Raw genomic sequence first — 15869 nt, 5'->3', positions numbered from 1 at the left:
TATACCTCCATTATTATTCATGATCCACTGCTTCACATATCTTTTAGCAGAAGATAGTGAATACACTCTATTATGTTCCACAATCAAGCCTGCGGATCATCAAAAATCAACCAGTCCGAGCTGATCATACGACGTAAAGCAGAAGAATAAATCTGCAGACTTCCTCCCACTTGTTCATCATAAAATCCACCGATTGCTACACCATCTTCGTGGATTGACAAATGTGGATTTCCCTGTGACAATATTTCTTCTTTTACAAAAGAATCAAGCTTATCAGTAACGATCATGCGAATATCAAAATTTTTATTACTGAAGCCATCTGCACCTAAATCTCCTTTTATTTTCATGGTACAGGTAAATTCATCTTTTTGATCAATCGTTAAAGCCGTTGTTCCCTGTATCCATGTATTCGAATTTCGCTCCTTGTAGAAGTACGCAGCCGTTAACTGATTATTCACAAGTCCGAAATTATCGGCCCACATACTACCTTTAATATGAAGCGTTACATCATGACCAATGCCGCCTTCACTGCGAATCATCGTTATTTCCTGTATATAGGGCTTTTGATAATTTAAAAAAGATATGGCTGCAGATGAAATTTCAGTTGCATTACTTCGACTATCTACAGCATATACACGAATGAAAGAGTCATCTACATTTTCCAACTGCACTTCCTTGTCGATTGCTGTACAGGATACGGATTTACTTCCGCAGGTTATCTGATAGTGATGAAGAATCGCCCCCTTTTGGGGAATTGCTGCAGTAAGCATTACTCCTATCTTTGTATGATTTTTTATAATTGTCTGATCACTACAGAGATCCAAGTGATTTAGAGCCTTCCAGGTAAATCCACTGATAAGCGGGGCTGCATTATAAATAGTACCAATTGCTGATCTGGATGAGCTTCCGATTTTCGTTGTTCCATTGTATGTGGTAACAGTACCGGTGAAGGCAGTGCTGTTTACTGATTTCATCAAATTAAAAACCAATTGCTTCTCTGTTGCCGTAAATTGTATCACAGTATTATTTTGATAATTACTGATGGTTTTGATAAGCGTGTCCCCACAATAAATTTGCAGATCGTCTCTAAAACCGCCGTATTTTTTAGTAACATTGATTTTCAATATATCCTCAACGTTAAAATCTGTAAATGATGTCAAATCAGAAGCACGGGGAATTGGTGGTAGAGTAAGATTCATCGTTGCGGAACCATTCAACATATAAGAAGTGGAAATACCAAATTCTACACGGAATGCAGCTGTTCCATTTGCCGCATGATTTACAGTATAGACAGCACTACCTAAGGTATGTTCAACTGGATCTTGATGGAAATTTATGCTAAAGTGATTGCCTCCAATCCAAGCATCCCGTCGATCAAACTCTACCCATCCATAAGGATTCGTTCCCCTGAGGGTTAAATGAAAATTAAGAATTGATTGATTATTTGCTACCGACTGTGATATCGAATCATAATATAACCGTAAATACCAGTCACCAGATGGTGAGCCTACGTATAAGTCCTGATAACTAATTGCCATTATTTCACCCCTATATAGTTAAAAACTGTTTGATTATTAATATTTTGAACGAGTATTCCCGATAACTGTGTCCGATTTGCAATGCTGATTTCCTTCATATTTGCACCGGTGTCCGTAAATACGGCAATATATTCACCACTCTTATTTTTAAATCCGATTGTATCAGCATTTGCCTGAAATGTTACATCAGAACTATCCGAGCCGATTTCAATTCCGCGGCCAATTTTCACGTAATCATTCCAGCTTTCGCCGGGAGCCAAACAATATACAGAAGCTACTTCTCCCTGATTACCCATGAGATTAAAAATTGTACAGGAGTGATCGATATCAGACACAAATTTCAAAGATATTTCATTCGCTGTAACTTGAATTGTTTTTTCAACTTTCGTATAGCGATCATTCATCAGTGGTATTACCTCGTTGTCGATAACTAGGCTTACTTTAGCTAATTCTTTATGCTTCTGATATCCGAAAGAAAATGTATAAACACCATTTGGAACTTGAATTTGCTGCTCCAAAGTATCATTCATCAGCATCAGCGCATAGCCATAAATATTCTGCTTTTTAGCTTCTGTCGAATGGTCAACCGCATAAGTACCTTTCCAAATAGATTGGTTTTCCTGAAAAGTTGTACCAAAAATCCCCATCGAATCTTCAATGATATTATTTCCGCCAGTCATTGAAAATTGATTTTTTAATCCATCTAAGGATAAGGTAAAACTGTTCAGCTGAGATTTGACCTCTTCTTCATTTTTTTCAACTTGTGATACCGTTATATTCAAGGAATCCATTGTCTGCGACATACTGTTGGAAAGGCTTTTAAAATATTCTTCTGACTTTCCGTCAACAATTTCTATTTTTTGTTCAGTTTCCTCAACTTTTGATGTAATTTCCCCTTTTACCTTATCCACTTTCAGTTCAGTTTCTAAAACCTTTTTTTCAATGGAAGTTGCCCCTTCATAAGCTATTTCAGCTGCAGTCAAAGTTGGAGCATCAATCTGCGAAAGCAAGGAACCCTGAAATGACAGCGTATGATTCCACACATAAGATTGTTTAGAAGTATCATCAGGGCTCTTTATCGTAATCGCGTCACCGCAGTCAAATGCCGGGAATCCTTGCATCATACACGTTAATCCAGAATAGGAAAAGTCTTTCAGCGCAGTATACAAAGAAGAAATCAAAGCTTCTCTTCGATCATCCAATAAAGGGTTGTTGACAATGCGCAATTCATGAAGACCATCTCTTTTGATTGCTTCATCATCTTTCAAATATACATTATCATTCTGCGGATCACGCCCTAGCACTAAAGAATTAATCGGACCATAGTTTGAAAAGGTTTCCAACGTATAGTAATTTTGCGGCAATACGACAGTTGATTCCTCCAAAGGTTTGCGTAGCTCTAACTGATTGGTCCTAGTAATTTTCGCAAAGGTACCGCTAGCCTGAGCAATCGCTTTCACAACATCAGCACAGGTTGCATCCAAACCGAAGAATACTGGTTCAGCTATCACTTCTCGGTCGTTCAGAAACTGTTGGTCGCTGCACTGTATCCCTGCTTGCTTTGCGGCTTCATTTAACAGCTGTCGCCAAGTCATGGGATAAGTAAGATTTTCAAAATTAAAAATACGATTGAACAGCAGTCTGTCATCAATGAATTTTAAGGTTGTTTTACCTGAATCTTCCTTGCGCGTGCATTCGTAGACATGCATTCGGCCATAGGAGAGATAACTTATCTCTCCTTGATCCAAAACTACTCCAAAATAGGGAGTAAATGCTTTGTCTTCAAATATCTGATTCTGCTGACTAATAATATCTGCTTCTCCATACCTTCCAATAAAGGTTCCGAAAATTGTATCTGTCTCCCCATCATAGCATTCATCATGAATCACAATACTGGTTAGCGCACCGTCGTCTTGGACCCGAAAATCTTCAAAATCCAAATAGGCTCTGGTTTGCAGAGTATCCGCACTAATTGCTCGCTGAAATGCTTCACTCATAATCTGCATATTCAAATACCTCCAAGCGCCTGAAAATCAATTTTCAGGGGTGCATAACGCAGGGGATCCATGCTGTATATCTCCGGCTCATGATCGCCCGCATAAAATTCACCAAAACGATATGTTCCAGATTCAGGATCATACCATTCGATCATTACTTTCGGCAGTGCTAATAACTGCAGCAGTTCTTTCATTTCTTCGGGTTCCAGAATTCCAGTCTCCACTGAAAGTGATGGAATGCGGGCTATGCGGTAACGAATGAGACCACCGCACGCATTTCGCTGTTCATTACCGGTAAGTTCATTCAATATGGCTGAATACTTCGTGATATTCTTTATAACTTTATTATTTATTTTAAGTGTATATGTTAATTTCATAGATATCCTCCTATCGTATCATGGACAGTTCTTTTCGAGCACTTGAAATCAGTTTACCGGCCTTTTTACCGTCAATATTCAAATCAAGACCGCGTACTTCCAAGATAAGTTGACTCAGTAGTTTTTCCATTCGATCATTGTTATGGCTACCCATTCTGACATTCAGATCAGAAGCAAGCTGTGTAATCCAACCCGTGTTATGTTCCAACGGCATGACAGCTTCACGACCTGCTTCACCTACGATTGCCAAAGTTGGTTGATCAATGATACCACCTGTTGCCAAAGGCTTGATTCTTGGTATATCAAATCCGATATGACCACCACCTAGCCAGTCAGGAATATCTATTGAAATCTTATTCAGGGCTTTGATCGCACTGTTGATCATACCGATGACAATATTGATCGGCCCCTTTAGGATCGCAGCAGCTCCGTCAAAGATACCAGAAAAAATACTCCTGATGCCATCCCAGGCTTTTCCCCAGTCACTGCTGAATACGCCGGTGATGAAATCGATAATACCGTTAAATATCTTTTTCAGTGATTCAAAGACATCACTTACAGTTTTCCCCATTCCGCCAATGACTGTTCCAACTGCTGAGAATACAGTATTCCAAGCGGCCATAAATACATCACTTAGAAAATTGATCACACCTGAAATGATTTCCATCAATGCATCCCAAACACCAGATACGACATCAAAGAAGGTCGTGAATACATTAATAATCACATCAATCACTGTACTGACAACATTTTCAACCATGTGAAACGCGCTGCACAGAACATCCATTAGCCATGATGCAATTGGCTGCAGTACATTGTTCCAGATTGCCTGCAGTAATTCCCAAATCATTTGAATGGCTGGTTGCCAGTTTGACCAAACATCCATAACCGTTTTAATCACTGTCGTAAATACTTCGGACAAAAAATTTGCAAACGGAACTAAAATGTTATTGAACAGATCCATAAGGATGCCAGATACAATATTCAATGCTCCCATGAGCACTTCTCCCAGCCAGATTCCCAATGGCAGCAAAACCGTTTCCCATAGATTCATTAATACATCAATGAGAACTGCAAGACAGTTATCCCAGAAATCCTGGAGAAAGGATGATACTGTTTCGATAATCGGCACAACCGTATCTGCGATTGTCCCGATAATACTGTCAATCAGATTACGGAATCCTTCATTATTATTGTAAAGATCAATAAAAACCGGAATCAATAACTGCAGCACTGTCAATAAAGCTCCTAACGGATTTGCCTTGACTACTTCAAACAGACCCTTCAGCGATCCCACCAGTGAGGATGTAAAGGAAGATACACTGAGACCAATCCCGCTGAATCCTTCTTTCAAACTGCTTAGTGAACCTTTTAAGTCAGAGAACTTCCCGGATATTCCGCCGAATGTCGATTTCAGAGTTTCAAAGGAAATCGGTATAGAATTGATCTTGCTAGTAAGGAAATCAATATTTCCTGGCAACTCCAGTAATTTAGTTTTTAATTCATCAAAAGCTTTGAAGCCATTCTTAAAATCGTTAAAAGCACTTCTCAGTGATTTGAAGGATGTTATCAGGGAATCTAATTTTGGCGGGCCATTTCCTCCTTCCATACTGCCTCCAGCAGTGGTGGAACTACTAGTTCCTGATGGTGAAAACTGCGGCATTTGAATACTGCTAATAATTTTAGCCATCGCTTTTAATGCTGATATTGCACGATTCTTAAACGAGTCGAGCGTTGTGATCATAACTACGCCGGTTTGGCTCAAACTGCTGTTAAGCGAATTAAAAGCCTGCAATATACTGTTTCTCAGTTGTGCACTGAGTGTATCTATATCCGGTTGCAGCTGCACCCTAATTGTTTCTGCCATATATGTAACCTCCTTTACGCAAAAAGGCACCCTTCGGTGCCTTTTGATGATACCGAGCTATCGGAAAGCATGCGCCATCATATTCTGCAGATCAACGATCTGTTTTTCCATATCGGTTGAAGTGAGTTTGTCCAGCTGTTCCTGCCGTTTCTTTTCTCTCCAATTATTTCGGATCTGATGCTGTTCTGCTGTGAAGCTTTTCAATACGCGGGGATCTTCTTCACTTCGGATACTCACAATCTGACCCAATGGAGTTTCCGGCATAATGCCGGCGAGCAGCGCTGAAAACTGTACCCAGTCCATAGATTCATCATAGAGGTTCTTTCCCGGATATTGCATTGCAAAAGAAGCCTCAATTAAATCCCAATCATCAAACAGATCGTACCAGTCCTCGGCTATTTTTTTTTGCCTGCTTGGTTGCTGCGCTTTTCTACTTCTTCAATACTGATATTGGCAATTGCAGCAGAAATTGATTTGACAACATCCTGAAGTGCATCAAACGTCCAGTCTTCTCTGCTGGCAATATACTCCGCACCTGCTTTACCCAGAGCCATTGTAATCATCTTGTCCATCATTTCCAGCTGGCTGTGATTGGGATTCCCTTCGCTATTCCGTTCATATTCATCCATCATTGCCATCATAGCTATAACGTTATTTTTACTGGTGTTAATGGTATATACATGTTCTTCATCCAGGACTAAGAAGGGTCTTTCATTAGCTGTCTTTAAACGTTCGACAAGATCATATTTGCGTGCCATCTTTATTTGATCCTTACGCTTTTTCAGCCGCCGGCGTGTATACCGGTCTTCCATTGGCAATCATGTCAAATTCTAACGGCGTAATATTAGTACTGTCTCCGCCGATCGTTTTTACATCTAAAACACAGTCAAATGCCAATGTGGCCCCATCCGGAAAATCAACAATAACTTTAGTTGCACAGTCAGCCGCATCTTTATAGGCGGCCGCAGCTACATAATCATTTCCAGCATCACCAATGCAGCGTTTTCCTTTCAATGAAATTGTCATTTTCTTAGCCGTCATTAAAGAACGTGCCCAGCCGGATCCGTCTAATGGCGTCCAGTTTTCTGTTCCATTTTCCATTGCTATCGAAAAGGATTCCATATCCTTTACACTGACCATATCCGCCTCAGCTGATGTCAGCCCTTTAGAACCAATTTTAAAAGTCATGTTGTATACAGGAAATACTCCGTTCATAATCATTCTCCTTCTTCATTTTGATAATTGATTAATGCCGCTGCCTCAAATACAGTTGCACCCTCACTTGTTTTTCTTATCCACAGCGGATATTCATATGCCATTTGGATATGATTGATCGCATGTGCACCGATACTGGAAGCCTGATTCAGAAGATCATAAATCTGCCAAGCAACGTTTTCGGCATCATCTTCACCTGTCTGAGCATACTGTACAGCAATGCTCAGGTTACAATAAGAACTGCTTTTCCCAATTGACGCTGGGGCAATCGCTCCCTTTACTGTCCGGATTGCTGCCTGACGATCACTTCCCTCAGTTACCTCCCCAATGCTCACATATACATTATCCAAATAACTTTGTATCCACAGTTTGATTTCTTGTAGCGTAATCATTACATACCCTCCAACTCTTTCATCGTTTTTGACATGTCTTATGATGAATTTCTACCGTTTTACAGGTCACGTTCCTGATTGGATATCGATCCGTTTAATGTCTTGATCTGGACAACCTCGCTTGGTGATAACATCTTACATCAAGCCCATTACCAACATGTTGGAATGCAAGTCATAAAAAAAATAGTTTCATATAATCGGGAATCGTTTATAATAAAAATAAGAAAATAGGAGGGAATCATATGACATATATTGAAAAGATCAAAGATGAGCTCGTGAAGCGCAACGGCGCCGATAAAGAATTTATCCAAGCCGCAGATGAAGTATTGGATTCACTTGAGAAAGTCATCGAAAAACATCCTGAGTATCAGGATGCCGGAATTCTGGAACGGTTGATTGAGCCGGAACGGCAAATTATGTTTCGCGTTCCCTGGGTAAACGATCAAGGAGAAGTGAAAGTAAACCGCGGCTTCCGTGTACAATACAACTCAGCCATCGGTCCTTACAAAGGTGGTTTGCGGTTTCATCCTTCGGTCAATTTAAGCATTATCAAATTCTTAGGCTTTGAACAAATTTTTAAAAATTCACTGACCGGTCTGCCGATGGGCGGCGGAAAAGGCGGAAGCGATTTCGATCCAAAAGGAAAAAGCGAACATGAAGTAATGCGTTTCTGCCAAAGTTTCATGACTGAATTATACCGGCATATCGGTCCAAACGTAGATGTTCCGGCTGGGGATATCGGCGTTGGGGCCCGTGAAGTCGGCTATCTGTACGGTCAATATAAGCGCCTTGCCAATGAATTCACCGGAACGATGACTGGAAAAGGTCTCACATGGGGCGGTTCACTAACCCGCAAAGAAGCAACCGGCTATGGTTTGTGCTATTTCACGGATGCGATGCTGAAAGATCACAACAGCAGCTTTGAGAATAAGCAGGTGGTTATATCCGGATCCGGCAATGTGGCTATCTATGCGGCAGAAAAAGCAACACAGCTAGGCGCAAAAGTAATCGCAATGTCAGATTCCAGAGGATTTATTCATGATCCTAATGGCATCGATCTGAAAGCGGTCAAGGATATCAAGGAGATAAAACGCGGAAGAATCAAGGATTATCTAAACGATCATGATCATGCTGAATATACGGAGGGAGCTAAGGGAATTTGGAGTTTACCTTGCGATATTGCCCTGCCATGTGCAACCCAGAATGAGTTGGATGCGTCCGCAGCGCAAGCGCTTTTAAAAAATGGCGTGATCGCAGTAGCGGAGGGCGCTAATATGCCTTGTACCCCAGAGGCAATCGCTTGCTTTCAAAAACAGGGTATCTTATACGCACCCGGTAAAGCAAGCAATGCCGGTGGGGTAGCATGTTCCGGCTTGGAAATGAGTCAGAATTCACTGCGCCTTAGCTGGACGAATGAAGAAGTAGATCAGCGCCTGAAGGATATCATGGAACGCATTTATCACAATGTTCATGATACAGCCAAGCAATACGGCATGGCTGAAAATTATGTTGCCGGCGCCAATATTGCCGGTTTCCTAAAGGTTGCACAAGCCATGATGGAACAAGGTGTCGTATAAGTAAAAAAAAGATTCATGCGTGTAATAGCATGAATCTTTTTATACGGCATAAATCGGATCGATTGCTTTTAATTCATTAAAAGTATCAATTTCTATAATATCCTCTTTATGACAAGGCTTAACCATGATTTTATAATGACTGATAAAATCACGCAGCGCTACTTCATCCCAGTATTTTTCTTTTCCTCCAGGCATTTCGAAAGAAGCCTTGATATCATCAGCCATTTTTTCTCCATCTTCCTTATTCCAGTAACTGATACCAAACATATGATGACAGTTTTTTCCGCCCACTCCTAATTTAGAAATATAACCGCGTTTTGTAAAGAAACACCAATCATCTGTCATATCTACTTTCATTCCTAAATAATTCGAAGTATATTCATATTTCCGTATCAGCTTCGGATTATAAAGCATTAAATCACTTTCGAATACATAGCTGTTCGATAAATTCTCACGTACCATCATCATTGAACTGATATTGTTGGATTCATTATATAAGGGATTCTCTACAAATTTAATGGTTGGGTACTTCTTCAAAAGGACATCAAACTGCTCCCCTAAATATCCGCGAACAATGGTGATATCCTTTATGCCCGCATCCACTACAGCATCTAACAGCGTTTCAATAATTCGTTTTCCATGTACTAAAATTAAGGGCTTAGGTGTATTTAAAGTAATCGGAACCAAACGCGATCCAAAACCAGCCGCAATAAAGATTGCCTTTTTTACTTTATAGGGCTCCAGCCAGTTGTATCCCTTTAACGTAACCTCGTAACGAGAACCGGTGCGTGCAAGGATAAGCTCCTGTTCCTTGAGCTCTTCCAACGTTTTATTAACTAAGCCTAATGACATATCGAGCCGTGCTGCCAAGGTTCGCTGTGTGTGCTTTTTATCCTGTTCACATTCAATGGTAACTAAGATTTCAAATTGATTATAAGTAAGATTCATATTAAGCCTCCTGTTTCTGCAGCTGTCGCTTGATAAAGAATACCGATATTTTTAATAAACCGTTTACGAGCAAGATCAAAATTGAGATAAAGGCTGTTGCCTCAATCAGCGATTGAGAATCAAACTGCGGGATCAGCAAGGCTAACGGCATATTTTTGAAATTGGCAAGGAATGATACCGCCGAAATTGTCACCATGCAGTTGACAAAGAAATAACTGAACATTTCTACAATGGTTGCTTGGGTACATGGCAGATACACATCCAAAAGCATTCTGATTCGGCTGATACCCAGGGTCGTTGATACATCCTCCAGATTTTCATTGAATTTGCATAATGAATTATACGCCAAAAGATAAGGAGATGCAAAAAAATGTATAATATTAACAAGAATCAAAATCATAATAGTTCCATATATGAAGGTACCCTTAAAGAATAAAACATAAGATAGACCAAGTACAATTCCCGGTACTGCGAGTGACACCATTGAAATCAAATGCAGCGTCATATTAGAAAAGGTACGATGTGATCTAGCGGTAAGAAAAGCGGTAAAATAGGATACAGCAGTACCTAAAACTGAGGTTGCCAAAGCGATGGCCAGGGAATTTACCAAATACATATCAACTCCCAGGGTAAATGCTTTTTTAATGTTGTGCAGAGATAGACTCATATCAATTGGATACTGCCTAACAAAGCTCAGATAAGCAAAGGCTATCAGGGGCAGCGAAACAAGCACAACGGTTCCGATGCACAGCAAATATGCCAAACCATCCCTACGCTTATTGGGTCCAATCTGATAAGGCTTGGTAACCGTGCTGACATTTCCGTTATCTTCACTCCTTAAATCAATCACAAAGGCAATCACGGCAGGAATCAGCAACAGAAGACCGAGAATAGCTCCCTTTGAAAAATCGAGCAGTCCAATGACTTCCCGGTACATATAGACGGGAATTGTCATCATCTTGCCGCCGACAATCAGCGGAACTCCGTAATCCGTGAAGATTAAGGTAAATGTCGCAAAAATAATCGAAATGAGCGGTGCTTTTAAATTAGGCAGAGTAATGGTAACAAATTGCTGCCATTTGCTGAGACCTAACACCTGAGCCGCTTCATATACCGTATAATCTTCATATCGAAAAATATCAGTCAGCATTAAAAAGGCAACGGGAAAGCTGTACAGCACCGATCCAATGACAATCCCCACTAATCCATACAGATGAATATTGATTCCTAATAGATTCGTCAAGATCCCATTGTCACCAAATAGCAAAACCAAACCCATTCCATGCGAAATGCTGGGAATCAGCATTGGCAAGGTAAACAATACGCTGAATACAGATTTATAACGGATTCTGCTGCGGTTCACACACCACGCCAGCCCCAATGCAAGCGTGACCGATATTAACATGGAAATCGTTGTCGCAAGCAGCGAATTGCCGATCATCGGCCAAAACTGAGCGGATGAGGCAACCTTGGCAAAGTCCTCTGGCTGAATATGCGTAATCAATAAAATCAGAGGAAAGAGCACGCTGACACATAAAAACAATCCAACTAGAATTTTCAGGGTTGAGAAACGTTTACTTTTCATGATCGATTCTTCCTGTGCATTTTAATAATGATTCATACTTTTGATCCAGATGCGCTACGACAAAATCTCTTACATAATCATTTGCCGGATGATCATAAATATTACGCGGCGTATCCAGCTGTTCGATATTTCCTTCACTCATGATCATGATGCGATCCGACAAGTAAAATGCTTCTTCCTGTTCGTGGGTAATAAAAATCATCGTAGCCTGAAATTTCTTTTGGATATCCTTCAGCTCTCTTTTCATAACTTCCCGCATCGATACATCCAGTGCGGAAATCGGTTCATCAAGCAGAATAATATTGGGATTCAATGCCAATGTTCTGGCAATCGCCACACGCTGCTGCTGCCCTCCGGAAAGCTGTTTTGGTTTTTTATCCAACTGATCAGACATACCGATCAAATCCAGCGTTCTTTTCGCAATTTCACGTGCGTCACCCGCCGTTTCTTGATGTAGCTTTAATGCGTACTCAACATTGCCAAGCACCGTCATATTAGGAAATAACGCATAATTTTGAAATACAATTCCCATGCCTCGTTTCTCCGGTGACAGATTAGAAATTTCCTTTCCCTCCAGAATAATTTCCCCGCTGTTTTGCTTCTCCAATCCAATGAGAATGCGCAGGAGGGTTGTTTTCCCACAGCCGCTAGGTCCCAGCACCGACAGAAATTCACCCGGTTTTACATCGAATGATATATGATTCAACACATCTTTGCCGTCAAAATTTTTATAAAGATCTTTCACGATTAGCTTTAGATTCGAATTTAATATTTCCATAATGATAACAGCCTTTCTTTTTCTTTTAAATCCTCAATCCCGTTCATATCTGCATACTGAATATCTTTAGGATAATGCGGAATCCGATTCACCTGTTGCTTTAAAATTGGTTCAGGACTGAAATATTCTTTATCATAAACCAGAAAATCATTGATAATAAAAGAATATACTCGCTGAATATCCTTATTATGTTCTCGACCTTTTATAATTCCGGCTCCGGTCAAGGAATAAGGAGAACCGAATTCCGGACGCAGTATTTCAAAATGATTTCCGTTGTTACTTTCGTTTACTCCCTGAAAAGTCAAGCCGAGCCCGATCGCTACTTCACCTTGAATCAACAGTTTGACCGGCCCAGATCCCGATTCGCTGAATTGTTTCACATTCACAGCCAGCCGATCAATATAATTCAAAGCAGCTTTTTCACCTAATTTATTTACAAGATTCTTATAAAAGAAATACCCGGTGCCGCTTGATTTCGGATCAGGCATAGCAATTAAACCCTTGTATTCAGGTTTTAATAAATCATCATATGTTTTCGGTATATCAAGATGATGTTTTTTTATGACATCTTTATTCACAATGATACTTCCCGCCTGCCGATCCCATATTACATAGCGGTCATCTGGAGATTTTGCATCCGCAAGGTAATCCAGCTTTGAGAATTGTGAACTTGGCGCAAGCTGATCTTTAATCATTTCTAAATATGCTGTCTCCAAATTCACAACGATGTCTGCATCGGTATTTTCCTGTTCTACATGAATACGCGCAGCTGCTTTAGCCGTAGGCATATACATGACAAAAACATGCAAGTCGGGAAATTTCTGATTCAGCTGCTTCTGAAGCTCATCGTTTCGAAACTGCTCCATGCTGGAATATACGATAATGGTATTGGCTTCCTGCTTCTGCATAATGGTAAGTAAACAAGCACACGCTGCCAGCAAACCGATTATTATTTTTTTCAAAATATCACCCTTTTGTTCATAAAGGTAATTATACATTCTATTTTTGAACAAATCAATACATTTAAGCCAGAATCTTCATAGCGACCTGCATAGCTTTTGAATTATCAATCATACTAGCTTTATAAGGGGGCATCTATGAAAAAAATACTGTTAATAATTTGCATGTTAATTATGAATATCACCGCTGTAAATGCTGTAAACCCAAAGCAGATTTTGATTCTGGCAAAGGAGCTCCCAGATATGTATATCCTGCAGGATGATGGAAATAAGCAGTTTCAGGTTCGCATCCTGGATCGCCGCACCGCTATGCCGATGACCTGTCTGAATCAGGAAAAAGCCAGATTTGATGAGCTGAAACTAAATGAAACTGCCATTACCTGTCAGATACAGTCGATTAACTCCCATATGAATTTACACATCAAGCATTATATTCGTTTGAATCTGTCAAATATCGCAAAAGACTTTCATATTAAACTAAAGGATTATGATCTTCATAAATTCAGTTCAACCCTCCAAATTTTTCAAGCGATTGGACAGCATCTCAGTTTTAAGACGATCGCCAATTACCAGCACTACCTTAAAACTGATTTATCCTTAAGAGATTTATATACCTTATTTAAACACTATCAGGATGGACCGATCCAAGTGCACTACCTCTATCCGCGTTTGATTTGGCTGCCGCTGAATAAAAGCTACTATCCTTTAGATAAAACATTCTATCGTTAGCTTTGATTTAAAAATGCACCTCCTTTGAGATGATCCAACAAAGAGGTGCATTTCATTTATCTGGTCTTTTATTTAGATGTGATCCATCAGACGTTTCCATGCGTATTAAATCACTGAATTGGCTGCTTTAAAATTGCATCGCGCAATTTCTGATACTCCGCTTCATCGAATTGAGATTGCGTTTCTATATAGGCATTGCCATAGGGATTTGCTGAAATACACAAAATAGGCGGGAACTGTATTCGTTTGAAGCCATTGCGTGTCATGGTTTGAACCAGCCAATCTAAATCATCAATAAATGCCTGCGGATCATCCAATCCATAATAACGCAGCCAGCGTCCAGCCGGGGTATCAAAAGCTGTTTTATCAAGATACATCCGCATCCATGCTGTGATCGTCAAATCGCTGTGCAGATGTTCAATTATATAATCATGATAGAACCATTTCATCGGATCCAACTGATCCTGCTTCAATTCCGCACTTGGCGGCATTTCCCAGGTAATGCCATCACTGTGTACAACCGGAAGCAAGCGCTGCGGAATCGCTTCAACATTCAGCCGATGATTGATTTCTTTTGCGATATCAAACAGCTGTACCTTGCTGACATCGCCGATCACACAAAGCGCACCGATTGCATCTCCATAAAGCGTGCAGTATCCCAGTGCTGCCTCTACCTTATTGCCATTGTTCACAACGACACCATTATGAATCGATGCAAAGGTGGATAATAGATGTCCCCGCAGCCGTGCCTGCATGTTCTCTTTCACCAATGAATTCCACGATTCTTCATCATATCCATATTCTTTTACCGTATTCACAGAGCTTTCCATCAGCAATTCAATGCTGCCTTCATGTATCGCGATGCCAAGCTTTTCAGCTAAGCCAGAAGCATTGGAAACCGTCTTATCACTGTTATAGCGAGTGGCCATATTATAACCGATCACCCGTTCTTTACCTAGTGCCATGGTTAAAACAGCGGCTGTAACACTGCTGTCCAGCCCTCCGGATAAGCCAACGATCCATGGCATGTTTCCGCCTAATAGCTGTGCATCAAATTCTTTCACACCAAACAATAAAGCATCCAGCAGCGAAGGGTTTTCAAAGCATTCATGAACATTACTCCAAACGATCCCCGTTTGAAAAGCTTTGCTTCGCACTAAGACCTGATGATTTTGCGTAACCACGCAGGAACCGTCAAAAACGCTTATATTTTTACCTATATTCTGAATACCCATGGCATTTACATAAACCGTACTGCCTTTAATCACGTGCGGCTTATCATATATCCAAGGAGAACAATCAATATTGATATTCAAATCGGCAATCTGTTGTTCATAGCCGAAATTCAACGCCAGGGTCAAATCCTGATACTCAATTGCCGCATTGATATCGCTCTCTTTAAAATAGCGTGAATCCTGAAAAAAGAAATGATCCTGATTGCGTTTCACCCGCATATACGTTTTACCCTGATACGCAAAAAAAGCACTGTTAAACCGCATACGGTGACGATAACGAATATTGCCCCATACGATCGCAATTGAATCTGCCAGCTTAGTAATCTTTTCATTAAAGCTGTCAACATATTGACACCAATCATCATCAAGCCATTTATCTCCCAGCAAATAGCCGCTCACTGCATTTTGCGGAAACACAATCAAATCAGCATTTTCACGCTTTGCCGCCTCAATCTGTTCCTTCATAAACGTAAAGTTTTCTTCACACTTCCCCGCTTTTACATTCATTTCGATACAAGCGATCTTCATAAACAGTCCTCCTGTCTTATGCCTTGTATTATACTACATTTTCATGCATTTGTATGATTCATAAGCATTCCTTTTTTATCAAGCGATCGTTTGCTTTTCTTCCACATAGACATCACAAACACGTGCATACTAATGCTGAGGTGA

The 15869-nt window shown here is 40.4% G+C and carries 15 protein-coding genes; 2 read left to right on the top strand and 13 right to left on the bottom strand.

All coding sequences use genetic code 11. The annotated features are described in order from the left end of the window. Positions 1-83: 83 nt before the first annotated feature. The 8 genes from GSF08_RS09665 to GSF08_RS09630 are packed head-to-tail and all read right to left on the bottom strand — an operon-like array spanning position 84 to position 7386. Positions 84-1538, bottom strand: coding sequence for a hypothetical protein (locus GSF08_RS09665; protein ID WP_160625601.1), 1455 nt, complete (start codon positions 1536-1538; stop codon positions 84-86). Further along, positions 1538-3544 (bottom strand): hypothetical protein, encoded by a 2007-nt coding sequence (locus GSF08_RS09660; RefSeq protein WP_160625600.1) that lies wholly within the window; start codon positions 3542-3544, stop codon positions 1538-1540. The genes GSF08_RS09665 and GSF08_RS09660 overlap by 1 nt, the downstream gene beginning before the upstream one ends. A gap of 2 nt (positions 3545-3546) precedes the next feature. Further along, entirely contained in the window at positions 3547-3912 is a 366-nt protein-coding gene (locus GSF08_RS09655; protein ID WP_160625599.1) for a DUF6711 family protein, read from the bottom strand. Between the two features lie 10 nt (positions 3913-3922). Then, a complete protein-coding gene (locus GSF08_RS09650; RefSeq protein ID WP_160625598.1) occupies positions 3923-5779 on the bottom strand; it encodes a phage tail protein in 1857 nt (618 codons plus the stop codon). Positions 5780-5836: 57 nt separating this feature from the next. Beyond that, entirely contained in the window at positions 5837-6136 is a 300-nt protein-coding gene (locus GSF08_RS09645) for a Gp15 family bacteriophage protein (protein ID WP_488225836.1), read from the bottom strand. A gap of 38 nt (positions 6137-6174) precedes the next feature. Beyond that, positions 6175-6537 carry a hypothetical protein gene (locus tag GSF08_RS09640; RefSeq protein ID WP_160625597.1) on the bottom strand — a complete coding sequence of 121 codons (363 nt, stop codon included), beginning with the start codon at positions 6535-6537 and terminating at the stop codon, positions 6175-6177. A gap of 13 nt (positions 6538-6550) precedes the next feature. Then, complete coding sequence (locus GSF08_RS09635; RefSeq protein ID WP_249806058.1) at positions 6551-6994, bottom strand: phage tail tube protein; 444 nt, start codon at positions 6992-6994, stop codon at positions 6551-6553. Between the two features lie 2 nt (positions 6995-6996). Next, complete coding sequence (locus GSF08_RS09630; RefSeq protein ID WP_160625595.1) at positions 6997-7386, bottom strand: phage tail terminator protein; 390 nt, start codon at positions 7384-7386, stop codon at positions 6997-6999. Positions 7387-7628: 242 nt separating this feature from the next. Here GSF08_RS09630 and gdhA point away from each other — a divergent pair, with 242 nt between their 5' ends. Further along, complete coding sequence (gene gdhA, locus GSF08_RS09625; RefSeq protein ID WP_160625594.1) at positions 7629-8963, top strand: NADP-specific glutamate dehydrogenase; 1335 nt, start codon at positions 7629-7631, stop codon at positions 8961-8963. Between the two features lie 39 nt (positions 8964-9002). On the opposite strand, the gene GSF08_RS09620 is transcribed toward gdhA, so the two are convergent. The 4 genes from GSF08_RS09620 to GSF08_RS09605 are packed head-to-tail and all read right to left on the bottom strand — an operon-like array spanning position 9003 to position 13236. Continuing rightward, entirely contained in the window at positions 9003-9911 is a 909-nt protein-coding gene (locus GSF08_RS09620) for a phosphocholine cytidylyltransferase family protein (protein ID WP_160625593.1), read from the bottom strand. Between the two features lies 1 nt (position 9912). After that, complete coding sequence (locus GSF08_RS09615) at positions 9913-11496, bottom strand: ABC transporter permease subunit (protein ID WP_160625592.1); 1584 nt, start codon at positions 11494-11496, stop codon at positions 9913-9915. Then, a complete protein-coding gene (locus tag GSF08_RS09610) occupies positions 11486-12274 on the bottom strand; it encodes an ABC transporter ATP-binding protein (RefSeq protein ID WP_160625591.1) in 789 nt (262 codons plus the stop codon). The genes GSF08_RS09615 and GSF08_RS09610 overlap by 11 nt, the downstream gene beginning before the upstream one ends. Further along, a complete protein-coding gene (locus GSF08_RS09605; RefSeq protein ID WP_160625590.1) occupies positions 12262-13236 on the bottom strand; it encodes an extracellular solute-binding protein in 975 nt (324 codons plus the stop codon). Before GSF08_RS09605 ends, GSF08_RS09610 begins: the two co-directional genes overlap by 13 nt. Before the next feature lie 135 nt (positions 13237-13371). Between GSF08_RS09605 and GSF08_RS09600 the strand changes: the two genes are divergently transcribed. Next, entirely contained in the window at positions 13372-13962 is a 591-nt protein-coding gene (locus GSF08_RS09600) for a hypothetical protein (protein WP_160625589.1), read from the top strand. Positions 13963-14072: 110 nt separating this feature from the next. Here the strand turns inward: GSF08_RS09600 and nadE are convergent, their stop codons facing one another. Then, positions 14073-15725 (bottom strand): NAD(+) synthase, encoded by a 1653-nt coding sequence (nadE, locus tag GSF08_RS09595; RefSeq protein WP_160625588.1) that lies wholly within the window; start codon positions 15723-15725, stop codon positions 14073-14075. Positions 15726-15869 lie beyond the last annotated feature (144 nt).

The sequence above is a fragment of the Copranaerobaculum intestinale genome (genome assembly GCF_009831105.1).
In the GTDB taxonomy this organism is placed as follows: domain Bacteria; phylum Bacillota_I; class Bacilli_A; order Erysipelotrichales; family Erysipelotrichaceae; genus Copranaerobaculum; species Copranaerobaculum intestinale.
This window is presented reverse-complemented; position numbering and strand designations above follow the sequence as displayed.